Origin of the sequence: Mycobacterium sp., from assembly GCF_035506235.1 — a bacterium.
Lineage (GTDB): Bacteria > Actinomycetota > Actinomycetes > Mycobacteriales > Mycobacteriaceae > Mycobacterium.
Window position 1 is genome coordinate 1 of record NZ_DATJPU010000138.1, and the last position, 23,185, is coordinate 23,185.

The 23,185-nt window shown below is 69.3% G+C and carries 21 protein-coding genes and 3 pseudogenes; 16 read left to right on the plus strand and 8 right to left on the minus strand.

Annotated features, from left to right (window positions below):
* From VMD50_RS12425 to VMD50_RS12465, 9 genes and pseudogenes are all read left to right on the plus strand, one after another.
* A pseudogene (locus VMD50_RS12425) lies at positions 1-460 on the plus strand (mammalian cell entry protein); the annotation flags it as partial.
* Positions 457-2,076, plus strand: coding sequence for a virulence factor Mce family protein (locus tag VMD50_RS12430; RefSeq protein WP_325428054.1), 1,620 nt, complete (start codon positions 457-459; stop codon positions 2,074-2,076). The pseudogene VMD50_RS12425 and the gene VMD50_RS12430, both read left to right, overlap by 4 nt.
* A gap of 17 nt (positions 2,077-2,093) precedes the next feature.
* The gene (locus VMD50_RS12435; RefSeq protein ID WP_325428080.1) at positions 2,094-3,233 is read left to right on the plus strand and encodes a virulence factor Mce family protein; all 1,140 of its coding nucleotides are present in this window, start codon (positions 2,094-2,096) and stop codon (positions 3,231-3,233) included.
* The gene (locus VMD50_RS12440; RefSeq protein ID WP_325428055.1) at positions 3,227-4,777 is read left to right on the plus strand and encodes a virulence factor Mce family protein; all 1,551 of its coding nucleotides are present in this window, start codon (positions 3,227-3,229) and stop codon (positions 4,775-4,777) included. Before VMD50_RS12435 ends, VMD50_RS12440 begins: the two co-directional genes overlap by 7 nt.
* Positions 4,747-5,520: an Mce protein gene (locus VMD50_RS12445; RefSeq protein ID WP_325428056.1), complete on the plus strand. Its 774-nt coding sequence runs from the start codon at positions 4,747-4,749 to the stop codon at positions 5,518-5,520. The genes VMD50_RS12440 and VMD50_RS12445 overlap by 31 nt, the downstream gene beginning before the upstream one ends.
* On the plus strand, positions 5,517-6,503 hold the full coding sequence (locus VMD50_RS12450) for an RDD family protein (protein WP_414686055.1): 987 nt from the start codon (positions 5,517-5,519) through the stop codon (positions 6,501-6,503). Before VMD50_RS12445 ends, VMD50_RS12450 begins: the two co-directional genes overlap by 4 nt.
* Positions 6,500-7,054 carry a mammalian cell entry protein gene (locus VMD50_RS12455; RefSeq protein ID WP_325428057.1) on the plus strand — a complete coding sequence of 185 codons (555 nt, stop codon included), beginning with the start codon at positions 6,500-6,502 and terminating at the stop codon, positions 7,052-7,054. Before VMD50_RS12450 ends, VMD50_RS12455 begins: the two co-directional genes overlap by 4 nt.
* The gene (locus tag VMD50_RS12460) at positions 7,021-7,731 is read left to right on the plus strand and encodes a mammalian cell entry protein (protein WP_325428058.1); all 711 of its coding nucleotides are present in this window, start codon (positions 7,021-7,023) and stop codon (positions 7,729-7,731) included. Before VMD50_RS12455 ends, VMD50_RS12460 begins: the two co-directional genes overlap by 34 nt.
* Positions 7,732-7,734: 3 nt before the next feature.
* Complete coding sequence (locus tag VMD50_RS12465) at positions 7,735-8,412, plus strand: YoaK family protein (RefSeq protein WP_325428059.1); 678 nt, start codon at positions 7,735-7,737, stop codon at positions 8,410-8,412.
* Positions 8,413-8,464: 52 nt separating this feature from the next.
* On the opposite strand, the gene VMD50_RS12470 is transcribed toward VMD50_RS12465, so the two are convergent.
* From VMD50_RS12470 to VMD50_RS12485, 4 genes are all read right to left on the minus strand, one after another.
* Entirely contained in the window at positions 8,465-9,586 is a 1,122-nt protein-coding gene (locus tag VMD50_RS12470; RefSeq protein WP_325428082.1) for a phosphodiester glycosidase family protein, read from the minus strand.
* A gap of 79 nt (positions 9,587-9,665) precedes the next feature.
* Positions 9,666-11,060 (minus strand): YhgE/Pip domain-containing protein, encoded by a 1,395-nt coding sequence (locus VMD50_RS12475; protein WP_325428060.1) that lies wholly within the window; start codon positions 11,058-11,060, stop codon positions 9,666-9,668.
* A 36-nt stretch (positions 11,061-11,096) separates the two neighbouring features.
* Positions 11,097-11,822 (minus strand): pirin family protein, encoded by a 726-nt coding sequence (locus VMD50_RS12480; RefSeq protein WP_325428061.1) that lies wholly within the window; start codon positions 11,820-11,822, stop codon positions 11,097-11,099.
* Between the two features lie 10 nt (positions 11,823-11,832).
* Positions 11,833-12,660: a MarR family transcriptional regulator gene (locus VMD50_RS12485; protein WP_325428083.1), complete on the minus strand. Its 828-nt coding sequence runs from the start codon at positions 12,658-12,660 to the stop codon at positions 11,833-11,835.
* 104 nt (positions 12,661-12,764) lie between these two features.
* On the opposite strand from VMD50_RS12485, the gene VMD50_RS12490 reads away from it, so the two are divergent.
* The gene (locus VMD50_RS12490; RefSeq protein WP_325428062.1) at positions 12,765-13,898 is read left to right on the plus strand and encodes an NAD(P)H-dependent amine dehydrogenase family protein; all 1,134 of its coding nucleotides are present in this window, start codon (positions 12,765-12,767) and stop codon (positions 13,896-13,898) included.
* Here the strand turns inward: VMD50_RS12490 and VMD50_RS12495 are convergent.
* Positions 13,895-15,295, minus strand: a pseudogene (locus VMD50_RS12495) (alpha/beta hydrolase domain-containing protein). The gene VMD50_RS12490 and the pseudogene VMD50_RS12495 overlap by 4 nt on opposite strands.
* Positions 15,296-15,297: 2 nt before the next feature.
* Positions 15,298-16,436: pseudogene (locus tag VMD50_RS12500) on the minus strand (sigma-70 family RNA polymerase sigma factor).
* Here VMD50_RS12500 and VMD50_RS12505 point away from each other — a divergent pair.
* The 4 genes from VMD50_RS12505 to VMD50_RS12520 are packed head-to-tail and all read left to right on the plus strand — an operon-like array spanning position 16,384 to position 20,654.
* Positions 16,384-17,223 (plus strand): alpha/beta hydrolase, encoded by an 840-nt coding sequence (locus VMD50_RS12505; RefSeq protein ID WP_325428063.1) that lies wholly within the window; start codon positions 16,384-16,386, stop codon positions 17,221-17,223. The pseudogene VMD50_RS12500 and the gene VMD50_RS12505 sit on opposite strands and share 53 nt — an antisense overlap.
* A 49-nt stretch (positions 17,224-17,272) precedes the next feature.
* The gene (locus VMD50_RS12510; protein ID WP_325428084.1) at positions 17,273-18,025 is read left to right on the plus strand and encodes a DUF2786 domain-containing protein; all 753 of its coding nucleotides are present in this window, start codon (positions 17,273-17,275) and stop codon (positions 18,023-18,025) included.
* Positions 18,022-18,531, plus strand: coding sequence for a TIGR04338 family metallohydrolase (locus VMD50_RS12515; protein WP_325428064.1), 510 nt, complete (start codon positions 18,022-18,024; stop codon positions 18,529-18,531). The genes VMD50_RS12510 and VMD50_RS12515 overlap by 4 nt, the downstream gene beginning before the upstream one ends.
* Positions 18,528-20,654 carry a beta-glucosidase gene (locus VMD50_RS12520; RefSeq protein ID WP_325428065.1) on the plus strand — a complete coding sequence of 709 codons (2,127 nt, stop codon included), beginning with the start codon at positions 18,528-18,530 and terminating at the stop codon, positions 20,652-20,654. The genes VMD50_RS12515 and VMD50_RS12520 overlap by 4 nt, the downstream gene beginning before the upstream one ends.
* A 44-nt stretch (positions 20,655-20,698) precedes the next feature.
* Here the strand turns inward: VMD50_RS12520 and mymT are convergent, their stop codons facing one another.
* On the minus strand, positions 20,699-20,845 hold the full coding sequence (gene mymT, locus VMD50_RS12525; protein ID WP_082956685.1) for a copper-binding metallothionein MymT: 147 nt from the start codon (positions 20,843-20,845) through the stop codon (positions 20,699-20,701).
* A gap of 127 nt (positions 20,846-20,972) precedes the next feature.
* Here mymT and VMD50_RS12530 point away from each other — a divergent pair, with 127 nt between their 5' ends.
* A complete protein-coding gene (locus tag VMD50_RS12530; protein ID WP_325428066.1) occupies positions 20,973-21,632 on the plus strand; it encodes an O-methyltransferase in 660 nt (219 codons plus the stop codon).
* Between the two features lie 5 nt (positions 21,633-21,637).
* Here the strand turns inward: VMD50_RS12530 and VMD50_RS12535 are convergent, their stop codons facing one another.
* On the minus strand, positions 21,638-22,621 hold the full coding sequence (locus VMD50_RS12535; RefSeq protein ID WP_325428067.1) for an NAD(P)H-dependent flavin oxidoreductase: 984 nt from the start codon (positions 22,619-22,621) through the stop codon (positions 21,638-21,640).
* Between the two features lie 104 nt (positions 22,622-22,725).
* On the opposite strand from VMD50_RS12535, the gene VMD50_RS12540 reads away from it, so the two are divergent.
* Positions 22,726-23,166 carry an SPW repeat protein gene (locus tag VMD50_RS12540; RefSeq protein ID WP_325428068.1) on the plus strand — a complete coding sequence of 147 codons (441 nt, stop codon included), beginning with the start codon at positions 22,726-22,728 and terminating at the stop codon, positions 23,164-23,166.
* Positions 23,167-23,185: the final 19 nt, after the last annotated feature.

Consider the following 23,185-nt stretch of genomic DNA (forward strand, 5'->3'; position numbering starts at 1 on the left):
CCCGCCCGGATCGCCGTGCTCGTACACGCCGGCCAACCCCGGCGGCAACGTCACCGTCGGCGACGAGGGCCTGCCGCGGCCGTGGAATCCGATGCCCTGCGCGGGCGCGAGCATCGGCCCGTTCGGTGGCCCCGGCTTCCCCGCGCCGATCGACGTCGCGACGTCGCCGCCGAACCCCGACGGTCTGCCCCCCACCCCGGGCATCCCGATCGCGGGCCGGCCGGGTGACCCGCCGCCGAACGTTCCGGGCACGCCGGTGCCGCTGCCCGCCCAGGCGCCGCCGGGCGCGCGTACCGAAAACCTTGCGCCGGCCGGCCCGACGCCGCCACCGTCGACGTTTGCGCCGGCGCTGCCGCCGGGTCCGCCCGCACCGCCGGGACCCGGCCAGCAACTGCCGGCACCGTTCATCAACCCCGGCGGCACGGGAGGTAGCGGCGTCACGGGAGGTAGCCAGAATTGAGCACCATCTTTGATGTCCGCAACATCCGGCTGCCGAAGATGTCCCGGACGTCGGTGATCATCGGGTCGCTGGTGATCGTGCTGGCGCTGGTGGTCGGCTACGCCGGGTGGCGGCTGTACCAGAAGCTGAGCAACAACACGGTCGTCGCCTACTTCCCGGCGGCCAACGCGCTGTATCCGGGCGACAAGGTCCAGATCATGGGGTTGCGGGTGGGCACGATCGACAAGATCGAGCCGGCCGGCGACAAGATGAAGGTCACCTTCCACTACGAGAACAAGTACAAGGTGCCCGCGAACGCGTCGGCGGTGATCCTCAACCCCACCCTGGTGGCCTCGCGCGCGATCCAGTTGGAGCCGGCCTACAAGGGCGGCCCGGTCCTCGCCGACAACGCCGTGATCCCGGAAGAGCGCACCCAGGTCCCGGTGGAGTGGGACGAGCTGCGCAACAGCGTCACCAACATCATCTCCAAGCTCGGGCCGACGCCCGAGCAGCCGAAGGGCCCCTTCGGTGAGGTCATCGAGTCGTTCGCGAATGGGCTGGCGGGCAAGGGTCAGCAGATCAACACCACGCTGAGCAGCCTGTCGCAGGCGTTGACCGCGCTGAACGAGGGTCGCGGCGACTTCTTTGCGGTGGTGCGCAGCCTGGCGCTGTTCGTCAACGCGCTGCACTCCGACGATCAGCAGTTCGTGGCGCTGAATCAGAACCTCGCGGATGTCACCGGGCGGCTGGCCAGCTCCGACGGCGCCCTGGCCGATGCGGTAGCGCAGCTGGACAGCCTGCTTTCCACCGTGCGCCCGTTCCTCGACAAGAACCGCGAAGTGCTGACCCACGACGTCAACAACCTGGCGACCGCGACCAACGCGCTGCTGCAACCCGATCCGCTGAACGGGCTGGAGACCGCCCTGCACGTGCTGCCGACCGCCGCGGCGAACATCAACCAGATCTATCACCCCTCGCATGGTTCGGTCGTCGCCGTTCCGGCGATCACCAACTTCGCCAACCCGATGCAGTTCATCTGCAGCTCGATTCAGGCCGGCAGCCGGCTCGGATACCAGGAGTCCGCGGAATTGTGCGCGCAGTACCTGGCGCCGATCCTCGACGCGATCAAGTTCAACTACCTGCCTTTCGGGCTGAACCTGTTTTCCACCGCCGAGACGCTGCCCAAGGACGTCGCGTACTCCGAGCCGCGGCTGCACCCGCCGAACGGCTACAAGGACACGACCGTCCCGGGCATCTGGTCACCGGACACGCCGACGTCGCACCGCAACACCCAGCCGGGCTGGATCGTGGCCCCGGGCATGCAGGGGCAGCAGGTGGGGCCGATCACGGCGGGGCTGATGACCCCCGACTCGCTGGCCGAACTGATGGGCGGACCCAACATCGCGCCCGTGCAGTCGACCCTGCAGACCCCGCCGGGAGCGCCGAACGACTACGACGAAAAGCCGATAGCGCCGGTGATCGGGCAAAACCCGCCCCAGGTGCCGATCCCGCCGCCGCCGCCGGGGCCCGAGGTGGCCCCGGGCCCGGTCGCCCCGACGCCCGCGCCCGTCGCGGCGCCGGCGCCCAACGCCGGTGGGCCGGCGGTACCCGCCGCTGACCTCGGGGGTGGCCAGTGAACGCGATTGCTCGCCGGATGCGTCACCGGGCCTGGCACGGCCTGGTGCTGCTGGTGGCCGCGCTGGTGCTGAGCTCGTGCGGTTGGCACGGAATCTCCAACGTGGCGATCCCGGGCGGCCCGGGCAGCGGCTCGGGCGCGATGACCATCTATGTGCAGATGCCGGACACGCTCGCGATCAACGGCAACAGCAAGGTGATGGTCGCCGACGTGTTCGTCGGGTCGATCAAGGCGATCCAGTTGAAGAACTGGGTGGCGACGCTGACGCTGGGGATCGACAAGAACGTCAAGCTGCCGAAGAACGCGACCGCCAAGATCGGCCAGACCTCACTGCTGGGTTCCCAGCACGTGGAGCTGGCCTCCCCGCCCAACCCGGTAGGGCAACTCAAGGACGGCGACACCATTCCGCTGAAGAACTCGTCGGCGTTTCCCACCACCGAGCAGACCCTGGCCAGCCTCTCGCTGATCCTGCGCGGGGGCGGCATCCCGAACCTGGAGGTGCTGCAGAACGAGGTCTACGACATCTTCAACGGGCGGGGTAACCAGATCCGGGCCTTCCTCGGCAAGCTGGACACCTTCACCGACCAGCTGAATCAGCAGCGCGACGACATCACTCACGCCATCGACTCCACCAACCGGCTGCTGGTGTACGTGGGGGGGCGCGCCGATGTCCTGGATCGGGTGCTGACCGACATCCCGCCGCTGATCAAGCATTTCGCCGACACCAAGCAGCTGCTGATCAACGCCGTCGACTCGGTGGGCCGGCTGAGCCAGGCCGCCGACCAGTATCTGTCGGAGGCGCGCGGCCCGCTGCACCAGGACCTGCAGTCGCTGCAGTGCCCGCTGAAGGAGCTCGGCCGTGCCTCGCCGTACCTGATCGGCGCGCTGAAGTTGATCCTCACCCAGCCCTACGACATCGACACGATCCCCAAGCTGATGCGGGGTGACTATCAGAATGTGTCGCTGACGCTCGACTTGACCTACAGCGCCATCGACAACGCGTTCCTCACCGGCACCGGATTGTCGGGGGCCCTGCGCGCGCTCGAGCAGTCGTTCGGCCGTGACCCCGAGACGATGATCCCCGACGTCCGCTACACGCCGAACCCGAACGACGCGCCCGGCGGTCCCCTGGTGGAAAGGGCGGATAGGAATTGCTGACTCCCTTCATCAGACGCCAGCTGATCGCGTTCGGAATCCTGACCGTGATCTCGATCCTCGTGCTCGGCGTGTACTACCTGCAGATTCCGAGCCTCGTGGGCGTCGGCCGGTACACGCTCAAGGCCGAGCTGCCCGCGTCGGGCGGCCTGTACCCGACGGCCAACGTGACCTACCGCGGCATCACCATCGGCAAGGTCACCGACGTCGAGCCCACCGAATCGGGCGCCGAGGCCACGATGAGCATCGACAGCCGCTACAAGATCCCGGCCGACGCGGTCGCCAACGTGCACTCGGTGTCGGCGGTCGGTGAGCAGTACCTGGACCTGGTGTCGACGGGAAACCCGGGCAAGTACCTGTCGTCGGGGCAAACGATCACCAAGGGCACGGTGCCCGCCGAGATCGGGCCCGCGCTCGACACGGCCAACCGGGGGCTCGCCGTGTTGCCCAAGGACAAGATCGGGCAGCTGCTCGACGAGACGGCGCAGTCCGTCGGCGGGTTGGGCCCCGCCCTGCAGCGGCTGGTCGACTCCACCCAGGCGATCGTCGGTGACTTCAAGACGAACATCACCAACGTTAACGACATCATCCAGAACTCCGGGCCGATCCTGGACAGCCAGGTCAACTCCAACGCCGCGATCGAGCGCTGGGCGCGCAACCTGAACAACCTGTCCGCGCAGGCCGCCCAGGAGGACGGGCACCTGCGCAGCGTCCTGCGCCAGGCGGCGCCGACGGCCGACCAGGTGAACTCGGTGTTCAACGACGTGCGCGACTCGCTGCCGCAGACCCTGGCGAACCTCGAGGTGGTCTTCGACCTGCTGAAGCGCTACCACACCGGGGTGGAGCAGGTGTTCGTGTTCCTGCCGCAGGGCGCCTCGATCGCCCAGACGGTCGCCGCCGCGTTCCCGAACATGGGCGCGCTCGACCTGGCGTTGTCGATCAACCAGCCGCCGCCGTGCCTGACCGGCTTCATTCCCGCGTCGGAGTGGCGGTCCCCGGCGGATGTCAACCTGGCGCCGTTGCCGTCGGGCACCTATTGCAAGATCCCGATGGACTACCCGGCCAACAGCGTGCGCGGGTCGCGCAACATCCCGTGCACCGACATCCCCGGCAAGCGCGCGGCGACGCCGCGGGAGTGCCGCGACCCCAACCCTTACGTGCCGGCGGGGACCAACCCCTGGTACGGCGACCCGAACCAGATCCTGACCTGCCCGGCGCCCGCGGCCCGCTGCGATCAGTCGGTGCGGCCGGGCATGGTGATCCCGGCGCCGTCGATCGACACCGGCCTGAACCCGGCGCCGTCGGACCGGGTCGCGGGGACACCACCGCCGACCAGTGACCCGTTGTCGCGGCCTGGATCCGGTACCGTGCAGTGCAACGGCCAACAGCCCAACCCCTGTGTCTACACTCCGAGCGGGCCTCCCGCGGCCATCTACAGTCCGCAGAGCGGTGAGCTGGTGGGCCCCGACGGAGTGAAATACTCCGTCGAAAACTCGACCAAAACAGGAGACGACGGATGGAAGGAGATGCTGGCACCGGCCGGCTGAACCACCCACCCATGCCGAGGTTTCGTCGACTGCGCAGGCCCTCCCAGAGATCCAGTCCGAAGATTCAGCAGGAGCCGCCGGCTGCTGCCGAGGAGACCACCCCGCAGGAGACGGCCGGGGAGTCTGCGCAGTCCGAAGAGGGAACCGACGAGACGACTCCCGAGGTGACGGCCGAGGAACCGGGCCAGGAGTCGCCGGAGTCGGAGGACGAGGCCGACGCCGGGCCGGTGGGCGTCGAACGCCGTCCGTCGCGACTGGGTCGCGGGTGGCTCGCCGGCATTGCCGCGGCGCTCGTGCTGTTGGCCGGCGGCCTCGGGGCGGGTGGCTACCTTGCCCTGCGCTACCACCACGAAAGCCAGGTCATCGCGCGCAACGACGCCGCGGCGCTCAAGGCGGCGGTGGATTGCGTCGCGGCGACCCAGGCGCCCGACACCAAAGCGATGGCCGCCAGCGAACAGAAGATCATCGAGTGTGGGACGGACGCATTCCGCTCCCAGGCGCTGCTGTACACCAACATGATCGTCCAGGCGTATCAGGCCGCGAACGTCCACGTCGAGGTGTCCGACGCGCGGGCGGCGGTGGAGCGCAACAACAGCGACGGTTCGATCGACGTGCTCGTCGCGATGCGCGTCAAGGTGGCCAGCGACCAGTCGCAAAAGGAAACCGGCTACCGCCTCCGGGTGAAGATGGCATACGCCGAAGGGCAGTACCGGATTTCCAAGCTCGACCAGGTGACGAAGTGACGGCGGTGGTCGAGGAGACTCCGAAGCAGGTTCAAACCAAGGTGGCCGCCCCGGCGCCACCGCGGGATGCCTTGGCGCCCTGGCACGTTCGGGCGGGCGCCTTCGCTGTCGACGTCCTCGCGCCCGCCGCCGCGACGGTGACGCTGGCGTTGGTGTCGTTCACGGTGCCGGCGCGCGGCGTGTGGTGGTGGGTGTGCATCTCCGTCCTCGGGGCCGTCATCCTGCTGGCGCTGGCCAACCGGTTGCTGCTGCCGACGATCACGGGCTGGAGCCTCGGGCGCGGCCTGTTCGGCATCGCGCTGGTGCGCGGCGATGGCGCGGCCCTCGGGCCGTGGGGGATGCTGCTGCGGGACCTGGCGCACCTGGTCGACACCGCATCGATTGTGGGATGGCTTTGGCCGCTGTGGGATTCACGGCGGCGCACGTTCGCCGACATGCTGCTGGGCACCGACGTGCGACGCGTCGAACCCGACGAGGCGGCGCCCAGCCTGCGGCGGTGGACCGCGGTGGCGGTGCTGACCGCGGCGGCGGTGTGCCTTTCGGGCGCCGCGGTGAGCTACCTGGTGGTGTACTCCCGGGATCGGGCGAGCGATCAATCCAAGGCGCAGATCGCGGCGCAGGGGCCGAAGATGGTCGCGCAGATGCTGACGTACGACCCAAAGTCGTTGAGCGACGACTTCGCTCGCGCCCGGTCCCTGGCGACCGACAAGTACCGGGGCCAGCTGCAGGTGCAGCAGGACGTCGTCCAGAAGGGGACACCGGTCATCAACGAGTACTGGCCGATCGACTGGTCGGTGCAGTCGGCCACCCCGGACCGGGCGACGATGCTGCTGTTCCTGCAGGGCCGGCGCGGCAACGCGCCCGACGAACGGTACATCAGCGCATCCGTTCGCGTGGATTTCGCCAAGGGCGGGGATGACCGCTGGCGCGTCGACGACCTCACCGTGTTGACCAAGCCCAAACCGCCCGGGAACGGAAAATGAGCCCGCGCCGCAAGTTTGAGCCCGGCGAGCAGTCGCTGCTCGTCGCGCAGCCGGTGCCGCCGCGGCGGCCGCTGGGGTTGCCGGTGGCCGGCACGGTCGCGGCGCTGTTGATGGTGGCGGCGATCACGCTGTGCACCCTGATGCTGATCTCCCATGAACGCCGCGTGCGCGTCGCGTCGAAGCAGACCGAGGTGCTGAGCTACGTGTCGGGATTCATGACGCAGTTCACCTCCATCGACCCCTATCACGCCAACGACTACGTGACCCGCGTACTGGCCCAGGCCACCGGCGATTTCGCCAAGCAGTACCACGAGAAGGCCAACGAGATCCTGCTTCAGGTCGCCCGCGCCGAACCCGCCACCGGCACGGTCCTCGGCGCGGGGCTGGAACGGTGGAACGACGACGGCAGCGCCGCCGTGATGGTGGCGACCGACGTCACCTCCAAGTCCCCCGATGAAAAGCAGGTCTTCGAGAACACCAACCGTTGGACGGTAACCGTCACGCAGGAAGGGAAGCAGTGGAAGATCAGCAACCTGCTGCAGGTGATCTGACAATCGACGCGGAAGAGGCCACGACCGAGGAGCCCGCGGCCGGGGCCGACGAAAGCCATGATGCCGCAACCGAATCCGCTGAGGACACCGAGGCCGCTGAGGACGCTGAGACCGCTGAGGCCGCGACGAAAGCCAACGAAAAGCGCCCGCGGCGCAGGCTGCTGGCCGGCAAGCGGCTCGCCATTGTCGTCGCGCTGGCCGCGATGTTGTTCGTGGGTTCCGCGGCGTTCGCCGGCGCGATGGTCCAGCCGTACCTGGCCGATCGCGCCGCCGCCGCGACGAAGCTGAACGTGGCGCGCACCGCGGCCAACGCGATCACGACGCTGTGGACATACACGCCGGAGAACATGGACGGCCTCGCCGATCGCGCCGCGGCCTACCTCAGCGGCGACTTCGAGGCGCAATACCGCAAGTTCGTCGACGCGATCGTGGCCCCCAACAAGCAGGCCAAGGTCAGCAACCACACCGAGGTCACCGGCGCGGCGGTCGAATCGCTCGACGACCCGAATGCCGTCGTCATCGTGTACACCAACACCACCTCCACCAGCCCACTGACCAAGAACATCCCGTCGCTGAAATACCTGTCCTACCGGCTGTTCATGAAGCGCACCGACGGCCGCTGGCTGGTGACGAGGATGACGACCATCACCTCGCTGGACTTGACGCCCCAGGTCTAGCCCGTGCCCGTCGCGTCGCCGGTCTCCGAACGCTCGACCGTCGCGGCGCTGCTGTTGCTGACCTTCGCCACCGGCCTGGCCGACGCGATCAGCATCCTGGTTCTCGGCCACGTGTTCGTGGCCAACATGACCGGCAACGTGATCTTCCTCGGCTTCTGGCTGGCCCCCCGGACCAACATCGACCTGACGGCAGTCGTGGTGGCCCTGCCCACCTTCGTCTGCACCACGATCGTCAGTGGCCGGTTGGCGCGGCATTTCGGTGAGCGCACGCGACCATGGATAACAACCGTGCTGGCAACCGAAATCGTGTTGTTGGTGACGTTGTCGATCCTGGCCGGCACCGGTGTGCTGCACTACCACGACGACAGCAAGCTGGTCATGATCGGGCTTCTCGCGGTGACGTTCGGCCTGCAGCACTCGAGCGCGCGCCAGTTCGGCATCCAGGAACTGTCCACCACGGTGTTGACGTCGACGATCGTGAGCCTCGGCCTGGACAGCCATCTCGCCGGGGGGAGGGGCGCCCGCGAAAAGCTGCGCTTCAGCGTGGTTTTCACGATGTGCGCCGGCGCCCTGGTCGGCGCGACGATGTCGCGATTCGTCGTCGCCCCGGTGTTCGCGGTCACGGCGGCGGTGGTCGGCGCAAGCCTGCTGATCTTCCGCTTCGGGCCGGCCGAGGCCTAGCGGCGATCGCGAGGGCGGCGAAGCCGGGCGAGGCGGGTCGCCGCCATTGGGTCTAGTTGAAGGCCAGCCAGCTCGGCAGCGCACGCTCGTGGGAGTCGCACAGCACCTGGCGGGTGTCGCATGATCCCCGCGGCGACCCGGCGCCGGCCCACATGCCGCCCGTGTCGCGCCGCAGCACGATGGCCGACGACCCGCCGCCGTCGAGCAGGACCGCGGTGTCGCTGCCCAGGCCGCGGAACAGGTCCTGGATGTTGTCCGGCGTGTAGCTGCCGCCCTCGAAGATGTACATCTCGTCCCGCTGCTTGACGTAGGCGAGGGCCGTTCGCGCCGCGCTGGGACCGCCGTCGTTGAGCTGACCGGTCTTACCGGGGGACAGCAGGCCGATCCCGGACACCGCGACGAAGCGCTCGTTGCGGTTCAGCAGGTCCTGCACCACCGGTGTGGCGACGTCGTAGTCCTGGGGGCTCTTGGGGCGCAACACATACGGCGCACCTCCCGAGGGCAGGATCATCGTCGACAGGGCGCTCCAGCTCTCGCCGCCGCCGGACAGGCCCTGCTTGCCCGGATACGCGACGGTGCCGGTGACCGCCTGGTTGGCCCGGCCCTGGCCGTGCGTGTTGTCGACGAACGCGCCCAGCGGGGAGCTGCAGCCGGTCTGGCGCCAGGAGCCGGCCTGCTGCGGCCGGATGTCGAAGAAGTTGGCGTTGATCGCGATCGTCGGTTGCCCCAGCCGCTGCCACGCCTGCAGCGGCGGGTAGATCTCGGACGCCTGCCACAGCCCCTCGCCGGTGCGGGCGCCGGGATTGTTCTCGCAGCGCGCCTGATCGCCCTGGTGGCTGTCCACCAGCAGGTGCGGCGCGAGCCGTCCCGCCGCGTTCTTGATGACCATCAGGTGGCCGCCGTTGTTCATCTCGTACCAGCTGCCACCGGCGTTGAGCATGGGTGTGGGGTGACCGGGGCCGAAGTTGTAGACGAGGTAGGTGCCCCTGGTGGTCTCGATCGCGTTGGCCAGCAGGTCACGCCCATCCGCGGCGCGCGCTATGGGTTGTCCGGTCGTGCTCGCCAGCACCGCGCACGCGAGCAGACCAGTCCAGGAGGCAGTGCACCAGGCCGCCAGCCGGCGCAGGCTGGCAAGGGGCGTCAGCACGGTGGACCTTTCGGCACTTTTCGTTATGCAACATCAATAGCATCAGTCACACCGGTAACACTGTCAATTTTGATAACGACCGCGTGACGCTTGGGTCGCGCTCGAATTACGTTAGCTCGCTTGAGATTTCGCTCTCGGTCTCGGCCGGGTGCGCGAGGACGCTGTCCCGCTTGCTCACCCGCGCCTGGTGCTCCGCCTGGTGTTGCGCGGCGATCGCCAGCTCGACCGCGCCTTGGATCCGGTGGAAGCCCTGGCGGTCGTAGAGGTGGGTGATGACGCCACCCAGCAACAGGCCGGTCACCAGACCGATCGCCGTCAACCACAACGCCTCGGACAGACCGGAATCCGCGCGGCCATCGAGATAGAGCAGCGAGCGCACGCCCAGGAAGACCTGGTGCATCGGCTCGAACGTGGCCAGCCAGCGAAAGAACGGCGGCGTGGCCTCCAGCGGGACGGTGGCGCCCGCGGACGGCAGCCCGAGGATCACGAAGATCAGCATGCTGACCAGCAGGCCCAGCGAGCCCAGCACCGACAGTATCGAACTCGACGTGACGCCCACCGCGATGATCGCGAACACCCCGAACGCCCACAATTGCCAGCCGAGCGGAATGGGCATGCCGAGCCCGTGGGCGATGGCCAGGTACACCGCCGAGGTCAGCAGCGCCAGCACCACCATGATGGCCCACTTGATCAGCAGCGTCTGGAAACGCGAGATCTTGACCTGCTCGGCGAATCGGTACACCGGGCCCCATTCCGCCGGCACGTAGCCGAGCAGCGCGTCCACCAGCGTGCTGACCACGACGCTGCCGGTGAACCCCGCGAGCAGCAGCAGGAGCGCGAAATAGAAGGCCGACAACCCATTACCGGTGCCGTTCGGCAACGGGTTGTACACGCTCGCCTTGACCTCGATCGGATTGGCCAGGCCCAGCGCCGACGCGCCGGTCAGCTGCGCGCCGCCGGTCTGCGCGGCGACGTCGGCCGTAAGCCGTTGGCCGACTTTGCCGTTGGCCACGGCCATCGCCTGGGTCAGCGTCTGTCCGGCGATGCCGGCCCCGAGGGTGCCGGCCCGCGGGTTCGTGGCGATGGTGACCGAGGGCCGGGTCACGCGGCCGGGCGCGACCGCGCCGGCCCCGTATTCGCGCAGGCTGGACGAGAACGTAGGCGGAATGACCATTTCCGCGTACACCCGCGCGGTGTCCAGCTGGCGCTGCGCCTCGTCGTGGGACACGACGCGGACGTCGAACTTGTTCTTGTCCAGCGCGGCGACGAGCCCGTCGGTGATCTGTCCCCCGAACGGACCGGCGTCCTCGTTGACCACGGCGATCGGGAAATGTCGCAGGTTGGTCATCGGGTTCAGGATGCCGCCGAGGTACAGCGCGCACAGCGCCGACATCAGCGCCAGCGTGACGACGATGGGTAGCGCCCAGAACCGCACGGTCCGAACTGCCTTGATGTTCCGCTTGGGGTTGGGCGCCGCGTGCCGCGGCTGCGATTGAGACATGCGGGCTCCTGTCTGTCGTGCCCACTCTATGTGGTCTCAGGCGCCCAACTTTGCGTGCATCTCCCAGATCAGCAGCTCCGACGGTTCGGCCGCCGTGACCCGCGCCCCGCCGGCGCCGGTGCACCGGACCGCGTCGCCCTGGTGCAGGTCACCGATTTCCGCCGCGTCGACCCGGCCCCGCGCTACGAATAGGTGCAGGTAGGGCGCCCGCGGCAGGTCCACCGAGTCGCCGGGTTGTAGCCGCGCGGCGTGCAGCGCGGCGTTGCGGTTGTGCAGCGTGATGGCCGCCTCATTGCCGGGCATCCCTGAGGCGATGGTCACAAGTCCGGCCGACAGCTGCGTGTCGTCGATCTCGTGCTGCTGGTAGCTCGGTGTGATGGCGGTCTCGTCGGGGACCACCCACATCTGCACGAAATGGACTGGTTCCGTTCGGGAGTCGTTCTTCTCCGAGTGCAGGATGCCGCTGCCCGCCGACATGCGTTGGGCCAGGCCGGGATAGATGACCCCGCGGTTGCCGGCGGAGTCCCGGTGTGTGAGCTCGCCGCTCAGGACCCAGGTCACGATCTCCATGTCCCGGTGCGGATGGGTGTCGAATCCCGTTCCGGGAGCGACGATGTCGTCGTTATTCACCAGGAGCAGCCCGTGGTGGGTGTTATCGGGATCGTAGTAGTCGCCGAACGAGAAAGAATGCCGGGACTTCAGCCAGGACGTCGTGGTGACGGCCCGGTCGGCCGCGCGCCGGATCTCCGCGGTGGCAGGCATGGGTTTCAGCCTAGCCGGGCGACGATGCGCTGAGCATTGCCTGCGCGCTCCGCAGCGCGGCGTCGAGTGCGGCCAGGGTCAGCCCGGTCGAGCGCCCCAGGTGGATCTCGATCTGGTACTCGGGCTGGCCGTCCCGGCCGAAGATCGGCAGGACGACGAATTCCGTTGACGCCAGCTGTGTTTCGAGGGCATCGGTGACGGACTGCAGCGTCACCATGGTCATCAGGGTGGTGAGCCGGCGGGTGACCTGGGCGGTCGGCTCCAGCGACGCCAGCACGTCGGCCAGGCGGTGGTGCAGCGACTGGTGGGTGTCGTCGAACCGCCACGCGCCATAGCCGCGGGCCCGGATGTCGGCGAGCACCCACTGATGCCGGGCGATTTCGGCGCGCGTCAGCCGCGGCGTGACGCGGTGCAGCCAGGCCTCGACGAAATCGCCGTCGCGCCAGGCCATCGCGACCAGGCCGAACGGCGGGTCGATGGGGAAGCGCTGGCCGACGGCATGCTCGCCGTCGGTGCCATGGCCGACCGCGTCGACGGTGGTCAGGTGGCGGTCACCGATCCGCGACATCGAGCAGCCCGCGCCGAGCGTGTCATGCAAGAAGCGCAGCGCGTCGCGCCCGCGGTCCAGCAGGGGGAACTGCGTGCGCAGCCCGTGAACGAGGCCGAACAAGCCGCTGCCCAGCACATAGCGGCGATCCTCGCGCCGCGCCACCCATCCGCGCCGCTCCAGTTCGGCCAGCACCAGGGCGCAGGTCGAGGTGCTGATCCGGCACGCCTTCGCCAACTCCGCCGATGTGCGCCCGCCCGGTGAATCCGCCAGCGTCCCAAGCACATCCATCACGCGGGCGGTGGGCGGTGACTTGGCGGTTGACTCACCCACGCAGGGCTCCTTACGATCCGTCCAAAATATAATGATTTATGTCCTAATACTAGGAGACCATCGTGTTCAAGGTGGGAATTTGGGGGCCGGGCTCCATGGGCGTGATCGCGCTGCGCGGCGTGATCGACCATCCGGAGCTGGAGCTGGTCGATGTCGTCGTGCACAGCGATGCCAAAGCGGGCCGCGACGCCGGCGAGCTGTGCGGTGTCGCCCCGGTGGGCGTGATCGCCACGCAGGACCCGGCGCCGATGCTCGCCGGTGACGCCGACGCGGTGGTGTACGCCGCAGGCGCCAACCTGCGGCCGCTCGAGGCGGTCGGGGACATGGTGTCGATCCTGCGGTCCGGCAAGAACGTGGTGTCGTGCTCGGTGGTGCCGCTGGTGTTTCCCGACGCCCTCGATGGCGCATTCACCGACCCGTTGCGGCGGGCCGCGCTGGACGGCGGAGTGTCGTTCTTGACCACCGGCATCGACTCCGGCTTCGCCAACGACGTTCTGCCGCTGGTGCTTTCGGGGGTATCCCGGGTAATCGAGTCGGTGCGGGTGACGGAGATGTTCAACTACGCCACCTACCCGGACCGGGCCGCGGTGTACGAGATCCTCGGGTTCGGCAAGCCGCCGGAGTACCGGGCCTTCGCGGCCCAGCCGGGAATGTTCGCCTTCGGCTGGGGCCCGGTCCTGCACCAGCTCGCCGCCGGGCTGGGCGTCAAGATCGACAACATCGAGGAGAGCAACGAACGCATCCCCGCCGCCGAGTCCTTCGAGACGCCCACCGGCCACATCGCGGCGGGAACGATCGCGGCCATGCGCTCCACGCTGACCGGATACGTGGGCGGGAGGCCGACTTTCATCCTCGACCACGTGACGCGGATGCGCGACGACATCGCCGCCGATTGGCCCCAGCCCCACATCTGCATTCCGCCAAAGGATCTCGGCTACGGACTGGCGTCCGGACGCGGCCTGTACCGCGTCGAGATCGAGGGATCCCCGAGCATGCGGTGCGAATTCGAGATGGCCGAGGACCACGACCACGATCTCGGCGCGCGCATCGCCGGCGCGTCGCGGATGGTCAACGCGATCCCCGCGGTGTGCGCTGCCCCGCCCGGTCTGCTGTCGGCGCTGGACCTGCCGCTGGTCACCGGCGCCGGCCTGGTCCGGCCGGTGGAGGGACCGGCGCCCGACAGCCGCCTGTTCTAAGGCTGCGCGGGAAACGTCGCCTCGGCCAGCTCGAGGATCTCGGCGCGATCGGCCGGCAGGATGAACCTCGCTTCGATCGCTTTGTCCAGCGCAGCCGTGAAGCCGTCGAGGTATTGCTCGGCTCCGCCCGGATAGAGCCGGTGCAACGTCGCGGCGTCGAAGGGCTCGCCGGACCCGAAGATCGCCGCCATGACGCTCTCTGTGGCGCCCATGCCCGACGTCCGGGCGATCGGCACGTCCACCCACGGGGTTCTGACACCGCCGTGGGCGATGCCGTTGGGATCCAGGATGGGCCGGGGCTGATCGCTTTCGTGCGCGCCGATGGGTGCGGCCGTGGGCGCCGGCTCGCCGGTCCGGACCCACGTGTGCAGGGCGGCGAGCGCCGCCTGCACCACGTAATGGTGTTGGGGCCCGAAGTTGATGTAGTGCTCCAGCTCTTGGCCCATCAGCATGTTGGTCGGTGCGTAAGCCGCCACGATGGCATCCACCGGTGCCGAGCCGTCGTCGATCGGCGCCACCTGGATTGTGTAGTTGTCGGCGTGCGCGGCACCCGGGATCTCCCACACCCGCAGCCGTTCGTTGTCGGGCTGCCTGGCGAAGTAGTAGCCATGCCGCACCGGCCCGAAAAGGTCGGTTTCGGTGATGATCGTGACGACCGGGGCGCGCAGGTCGGGGCGGAATGCGACCGCCTCCGGCGAGTTTGCCTGCGATTCGTCGAAGATCGAAATGTCGTCCAGCGGTGCCGCCGTCGCGAACCGCGAATGCACCAAAAAGCCGTCGTAGCTTCGGGTGAGCGGATCGACGGCGTTGACGTAGGTGGTCAGGAACATCGCGGATTGCGACTCGCCCACGGCGATCACGTGTCGCACGCGCAGATCGCCCAGCAGGCCGTTCCTGACGAGCTCGCCGGTCTGGGAAAAGATGTCGTAGGCGAAGGCGTCGCCCGGGTGGCGCAGCGCCGCGTACCGCTCCGGGTCCTGGCTCTTCAGCGACATGTCGAAGCCGAGCAGGCTCGCGCCGCCCTCCACCCCCACCCGCTGGGCCGAGACCGCGACGTAGGCGTAGCCCGCGCGCAGGATCTCGCGATGGGCCATCATCCACACGGCCGGAGCATCGATGCCGCCGCTGACGTTCAGCTATTCGACGAGCGCCGTGCCGTTGAAGTGGGCCGGATCGGCGGGCGTCAGCACCACGATCCGCGTGGTGTATTCGGCCGTGCCGCTGGGGGTTACGCTCCACCGGCCGTCCGGGCCCAACTCCGCGGCCGGCGTGTAGGAAAAGGCCGTTCCGGATACGAAGAACTCCTCGGCGACGTAGCCCAGTGCGCCGATGTCGAAGGCGCCCAGCAACAGCAGCGGTTTGCCGGGCGCGGGCGCGGCGAGCGGGGGATCCGGCATCGTCACAGGGAACCCGGCAGCCCGAACTTGCCGAACAGCGCGCCGTCGAGGAACGCCACCACGTGCGACACGCGACCGCCCCGCACGTCGAGCACGTGCAACTGAAACGGCACGTGCACGTCGCCCGCGCGCATGTACATGGCCGCGCCGGGCTGGCCGTTGGCGACCAGCGGGACCAGGCGCATGTCCCCGGGATGCTCGGCGGGGCACTGCTGGTGAATGAGCGTGATGATGTCCCGCGCGCCGCGGTACCAGCCGGCGTACGGCGGCATTTCCCAGATGGCCTCGGCGGTGAACAGCTCGACCAGCCGGTCGATGTCGTACGCCTCGAACGCGGCGATGTAGCGGTCCAGCAGGTCCTGCGCCTCGGCCGAATCCGGCGGCGTCAACCGGTCGCCCGCGCTGGGCTGCACGGCCTCCAGCTGAGCGCGGGCACGCTGCAGCAGGCTGTTGACGGCGGTGGTGGTGGTGCCGATCGCCGCGGCCACCTCGGCCGCCTTCCACTGCAGCACGTCGCGCAGCAGCAGCACAGCCCGCTGCCGGGGCGAAAGGTGTTGCAGCGCGGCAACAAAGGCCAACCGCACCGACTCCCGCGACCCGACGATGACCGATGGGTCGGCCGGGTCGTCCGTCAGCTCCGGCAGGGGCTCCAGCCAGGGCACCTCCCGGCGTTCCACCAGCTCGGCCGTCGGGTCCGAGCTGGGCTGGCCCAGCCCGGTCGGCAGCGGGCGCCGCTCGCGGCCCTCCAGCGCGCTCAGGCAGGTGTTGGTGGCGATGCGATGCAACCAGGTCCGCATCGAGGACCTGCCCTCGAATCGGTCGTACGCCTTCCAGGCCCGCAGCAGCGTCTCCTGCACCAGATCCTCGGCGTCGTGCAACGACCCGGTCATTCGATAGCAGTGCGCGAGCAATTCGCGGCGGTACGGCTCGGCGTCGGTGGAGAAGTCCCCGCCAACCGCCGACTCACGGTCAAAGTTCCCGGCGTTTTCGGTGAGCAGCCTCACGCGCACGAGCCTACGCAGTGTCTCCGACAGAGTCTCCGAAAGAGTCTTTGTCAAGGCCCACCCCGTGAGCCACTACGCTGCCCAATGATGGCTACGCGCAGTGAACGGACCTTCGACGGCGTCGGCGGCGTGCGCATCGTCTACGACGTCTGGACGCCGGACACCGCGCCGCGGGCGGTGGTCGTGCTGTCGCACGGCCTCGGCGAGTACGCCCGCCGCTACGACCACGTCGCGCAGTGCTTCGGCGATGCGGGGCTGGTCACCTACGCGCTGGACCACCGCGGGCACGGCCGCTCCGGCGGCAAGCGGATGCTGGTGCGGGACATCTCCGAGTACACCGGTGATTTCGACACCCTGGTCCGCATCGCCACCCGGGAGCATCCCGGCCTCAAGTGCATCGTGCTCGGGCACAGCATGGGCGGCGGCATCGTGTTCGCCTACGGCGTCGAACGCCCGGACAACTACGACATGATGGTGCTGTCGGCGCCGGCGGTGGCGGCCCAGGATCTGGTGTCGCCGCTGATGGTGGTCGCGGCCAAGGTGCTCGGTGTCGTCGTGCCCGGCCTTCCGGTGCAGGACCTCGACGTCGACGCGATCTCCCGGGACCCGGCGGTGGTGGCGGCCTACAACGCCGACCCGCTGGTGTATCACGGGAAAGTCCCGGCCGGCGTCGGACGCGCGCTGCTGCACGTCGGCGAGACCATGCCGCAGCGGGCGCCGGCACTGACCGCGCCGCTGCTGGTGGTGCACGGCTCCGACGACCGGCTCATCCCCGTCGCCGGCAGCCGCCGGCTGGTCGAATGCGTGGGATCCACCGACGTCGAGCTGAAGGTCTACCCCGGGCTGTACCACGAGGTCTTCAACGAACCGGAGCGCGACCAGGTGCTCGGCGACGTGGTCTCCTGGATCCTCAAGCGACTGTGAGGGCTGTGTCGCACCGCTCCCGTAGTTTGGCGCTATGGCGGACTACAAGATGACGACCGACGACAAAATGCTGGCTCGCATCGCCGCGCTGCTGCGTCAGGCGGAGGGGACCGACAACACCCATGAGGCGGACGCCTTCATGAGCGCGGCGCAGCGGCTGGCGACGGCGGCCTCCATCGACCTGGCCGTGGCGCGCTCGCACGCGGCCAAGCGCTCGCCGGTGCAGGCCCCGACGCAGCGGACCATCACCATCGGGGCGGCCGGCACCCGGGGCCTGCGGACCTACGTGCAACTTTTCGTGCTGATCGCGGCGGCCAATGACGTCCGCTGCGACGTGGCGTCGAACTCGACCTTCCTGTACGCGTACGGGTTCGCCGAGGACATCGACGCGACGCACGCCCTCTACGCCGGCCTGGTCGTCCAGATGGTCCGGGCGTCGGACGCCTACCTCGCGTCCGGCGCGCACCGACCCACGCCGACCATCACCGCCCGGCTCAACTTCCAGCTCGCGTTCGGGGCCCGCGTCGGTCAGCGCCTGGCCGAGGCCCGCGAGGAGGCCACGCGCGAGGCCACCAAGGATCGCCGCCGTCCGCCGGGCACCGCTATCGCCTTGCGGGACAAGGAACTCGAGCTGCGCGACCACTACCGGAACACGTCGAAGGCGCGCGGCAGCTGGCAAGCCCACCGGGCGTCGGCCGGCTATTCCTCGGCGGCGCGACGCGCGGGCGACCGGGCCGGTCGGCGGGCGCGGCTCGGTAACAGCCCCGAGCTGCCCGGCGCCCGGAGCGCATTGCGCCGGTGACGCGGGCCGGTGCACCCCGAGATTCCCAGCGCGCCAGGGTTTACGCCGCTGAGGAGTTCGTCCGGACCTTGCTCGACCGTGCCGCCGAGCACGGGTCTCCCGTGGTGGAGTTCTTCGGCACGCAGTTGACCCTGCCGCCCGAGGGCCGATTCGGGTCGGTCGCCTCCGTGCAGCGCTACGTCGACGAGGTGCTGGCGCTGCCGTCGGTGCGGCGACGTTGGCCGGGCGCTTCGCCGCTGACGGTGCGGCCGCGGCGGGCCGCCACCGCGGCCCACTACGAAAACCGGGACGGCGCGGGCACTATCGCGGTTCCCGACCGCGACACCGCCGACTGGGCGCTGCGCGAGCTGGTGGTGCTGCACGAGGTGGCGCATCATTTGTGCCAGGCCGAGCCGCCGCACGGCCCCGCGTTCGTCGCGACGATCTGTGAGTTGACCGAGCTGGTGATGGGGCCGGAACTGGGGCACGTGCTGCGTGTCGTCTACGCCAAAGAGGGTGCGCGATGAGCGACCCCGACGAGGCCGGGGCCCGGGCCCGCGAGGTCGAGTCGCAAATGACCGACGACGAGCGGTTCTCGCTCCTGGTCGGGGTGATGGGCGCCAGCGAACTGTTCCCTCGGCGCGACGAACGCATCCCGCCGGGCGTGCCGATGAGCGCGGGCTATGTGCCCGGGGTTCCGCGGCTCGGTGTCCCGGCGCTGTTGATGAGCGACGCCGGTCTCGGGGTCACCAACCCCGGCTACCGCCCGGGCGACACGGCCACGGCGTTGCCGGCCGGGCTGGCGCTGGCCGCCGGGTTCGACCCGGCGCTGGCCCGCGCCGCGGGTGAGGTGATCGGCCGGGAGGCCCGCAGCCGTGGGTTCAACGTCCAGCTGGCGGGCGCCATGAACCTGGTGCGCGACCCCCGCAACGGGCGCAACTTCGAATACCTCTCGGAGGACCCGCTTTTGACCGCCACGATCGCCGCCGAATCGGTCACGGGGATCCAACGGCAGGGCGTCATCTCGACGGTCAAGCACTTTTCGCTGAACTGCAACGAGACCAACCGGCACTGGCTGGACGCGGTCATCGATCCCGACGCGCACCGCGAATCCGACCTGCTGGCCTTCGAGATCGCCATCGAGCGCTCCCGGCCCGGCGCCGTCATGACGGCCTACAACATGGTCAACGGCGACTACGCCGCGGCCAACGACGTCTTGATCAACGGTGTGCTGAAGGGCGCCTGGGGATACCCCGGATGGGTCATGTCCGATTGGGGTGCGACCCCGAGCTGGCGGTGCGCGCTGGCCGGCCTCGACCAGGAATGCGGGGCGCAGATCGACGAGCTGCTCTGGGATGCGGAGGCATTCGGCGAGCCGCTGCGCGAGGCGTACGCCGACGGCCGGTTGCCCCGACAGCGCCTGTCCGACATGGTGCGGCGAATCCTGCGGTCGATGTTCGCCGTCGGCGTCGACCGGCCCTCGGCGGCGCCGCTTCCAAATCTGGCCGAGCACAACGAGATCGCCCTGCGGATCGCGCGGCAGGGGATCGTGCTGCTCGTCAATCGGGGGGTGTTGCCGTTATCGCCCGAGTCGACGGCGCGCATCGCCGTGATCGGCGGCCATGCGCAGCTCGGCGTCGCGGCCGGATACGGGTCGAGCGCCGTCGTGCCCGCAGGGGGTTACGCGGCCGTGATCCCGATCGGCGGTGCGGGTTTGGAGGCGGGCGTGCGCAGCCTGTACGTGCTGCCATCGAGCCCGCTGCACGAGCTGAAGAAGCTGCTTGTCCACGCGCGCATCGAGTTCGATCCCGGGGTGACTCCGGCCGAGGCGGCGCTGGCGGCGCGGCGGGCCGACGTCGCGATCGTGTTCGCGGTCCGTGCCGAAGGGGAGGGTTTCGACGGCGCCGACCTGTCGCTGCCGTGGGGCCAGGACGCGCTCGTCGCCGCGGTGGCGGCGGCCAACCCGAACACCGTGGTGGTGCTGGAGACCGGGAACCCGGCGGCCATGCCCTGGCGGGGTTCGGTGAACGCGGTCGTGCAGGCGTGGTATCCGGGTCAGGCCGGTGGCCGGGCAATCGCGGAAATCCTTGCCGGCCGGGTGAATCCGTCGGGCCGGCTGCCCGTCACGTTCCCGGTCGACCTCGATCAGACGCCACGGCCGGAGCTTCCCGGCCTCGGTGCCCCCTGGGGGACACCGACCACGATCGACTACTTCGAAGGGGCCGACGTCGGCTACCGCTGGCACGCAAAGAGCGGCCTGGCGCCGATGTTCGCGTTCGGTCATGGCTTGTCCTACACCAGGTTTGAGTACCACGACCTAGCGATCGGCGGCGGGGACACGATCAGCGCCAGTTTCAGCGTCGTCAACGTCGGCGATCGCGGCGGGGCCGACGTCCCGCAGCTGTACCTGACCGCGACCCCCGGCGAGCGATGCCTGCGGCTGCTGGGATTCGAGCGGGTCGAGCTCGAGCCGGGCGAAACCCGCCGGGTGACCATCGAGGCCGACGCACGCCTGCTCGCCCACTACGACGGCGGCGCGCGAGCCTGGCGCATCGAGCCGGGCGGTTACACGGTGGCGGTCGGCGCGTCGGCCGTCGCGCTATGCCTGGCGGCCGGGCTCGAGCTGGCCGGTCGCGTGTTCGGGCGGTGATGCCACCACCCTTGAGGCCCGAACGCACGACCGGCGTGCCGGGGCTACTCGACCGGGGTCAGCTCGTCGCCGCACGTGCAGCGGTACGGCTCGCCCGCACCGGAACAGTGGCAGGGAACCTCGATGCGAACGCGACATCCGCAGCCCTCGTGGCCACAGGTCAGCAGGGTTCCTGCGTCGTAGGTCGCCATTTTTCCATCACCCTTCTCTGTGTTGGGAACTAGCTGTGGAACAACCACACCGTGTGACTATATACCCCCTACGGGTATCCCGTAAATAGGCGGGATGGGCCGGCCGCGGCCGCGTAGCGTGGGCGTCATGACGGTAGACCCAACTCCGAAAGACGTCGACGCATTCTTGGACAGCACGGTGGTGGGCGAGGATCCGGCCTTGACCGCGGCGCTGCAGGCCAGCGATGCCGCCGGGCTGCCGCAGATCGCGGTCTCGGCGCAGCAGGGCAAGTTCCTGTCGCTACTGGCCGGTGCGATCCGGGCGCGCCGCATCCTCGAGATCGGCACGCTGGGGGGCTTCAGCACGATCTGGCTGGCGCGCGGGGCGGGACCCGACGGTCGCGTGGTGACGCTGGAATACGAGCCTAAGCATGCCGAGGTCGCGCGCTCCAACCTGCAGCGGGCCGGCGTGGGCGCCCGCGTCGAGGTGATCGTCGGCGCCGCGCTGGACACCTTGCCGACGCTGAACGGTGACCCCTTCGATCTGGTGTTCATCGACGCCGACAAGGAGAACAACGCCGCGTATCTCGACTGGGCGGTTCGGCTGGCTCGGGCCGGCTCAGTCATCCTGGTGGACAACGTCATTCGTGAGGGCCGGATCCTCGAGGCGGAGTCCGGTGATGCGAAAGTGCGGGCGACCCGGCAGGCGTTGCAGGCGATGGGCGAGCACCCGCGGCTGGACACGGCTGTGATCCAGACCGTCGGCGCCAAGCACTGGGACGGTTTTGCGCTGGCGCTGGTGCGGTGAGGCCGTCAGTGCGGGGTGAGGTCCCTGACGGCCTGCCCGGCGGAGGTGAGTTCGTTGATCCGCAGCGCGGTTTCGCCGGCGTACAGGGCCGCGCTGTCCAGCCAGGAATCGGGCACTCCGGCCACCGGGGCCAGCGGTGTGAAGAACGGGAGCGCCGGTGACTGCATGCGCATCAGCGCACCCGCGTCGAAATAGCCCAGCACCGACAGCGGGCGGCTGGCCGCGTTGAGGGCGGCGGGTAGCGCTTTGGCACGCCCGTCGTCGCCGCACCAGCGGCGGGTGGCCGCGTTGGGCACGACGCGATGGCGCAGCGGCCAGCTCAGACCGAACAGGTTGGTCTCGATCGTCCTGTCCGCCTGCATGATTCGCCGCTGATACCCCCGGCTCGCGTTGGCCTCGTGGGTCAGGAGGAATCGCGTGCCGGCGATGACCCCGTCGGCGCCGGCATCCAGCGCGGCGCGGGTGTCGGCGGCGGTGGCGATGCCGCCGGCCAGAAAGACCGGGCGGTTGCCGGCCACCCCGAGGGCGTGGGGCAGGAAGTCCAGGGCCGGCATCGTTCCCACGAGATGGCCGCCGGCCTGCCGCCCCTGGGCGATCAAACCGTCGGCGCCCCGGGCGACCGCGGCGCGCGCCTGGGCCTCGGTGCCCACCATCACGAAGACGAAGACTCCGGCCCGGCGCAGGTGCTCGACGAGCCCACGTTTTTCGCCGAACGCCAACACGGCCACGTCCACGCCGGCTTCCACGCAGACCGCGACGTGGTGGCGATGAACGAAGGGCATCAACAGGTTTACCGCGACGGCACGGCCGGGAGCCGTTTCGCGCACCTGGTCGATCGAGGCTCGTAGCCGGCGCGGGGTGGCGATGCCCAGGGTTCCCAAGCCACCCGCTGTGGCGACCGCGGCCGCCAGCGGCGCGCTCGCCAGCCCGCCGCCCATTCCGGCCTGTCCCACCGGGACATCGAGCCGCAATCGGTCGGCGATGTCCATGTGTTACGACCCTACGCGGTTGCTCGATCGGGCGTAATCTTGACAGCGGATGGATGGGTTGCAGCGAGCCCAAAAGGCTTGCTGCATAACAGAAAGGTCACAAAATGAGTACGGTCCATTCATCAATAGATCACCACCCCGATCTGTTGGCTCTGCGCGCGAATTATGAGCGCGTTGCCGAGTCGATGAGTGCGCACGTCACCTTCGGCCTGGCCCTGCTGACGGGCCTGTACGTGGCCGCGTCGCCGTGGATCGTCGGGTTCAGCGCGACGGGATCGCTTGCCACGTCCGACCTGATCGTCGGTATCGCGGTGGCGTTCTTGGCGTACGGGTTCGCCACGGCGCTGGACCGCGCGCACGGCCTGACCTGGACATTGCCGGTGCTCGGCGGCTGGCTCATCGTGTCGCCCTGGGTGCTGCGCGGTTTCGAGCCCACCGCCGGCATGGTCTGGTCAAACGTCGTCGCGGGTGCGCTGCTTACGGTCCTGGGCCTCAACGCCACGTACTTCGGCATGCGCACGCGCGCGGCGGCCACGCACGCGTAGTTTCGAATTCGGTTAGGCC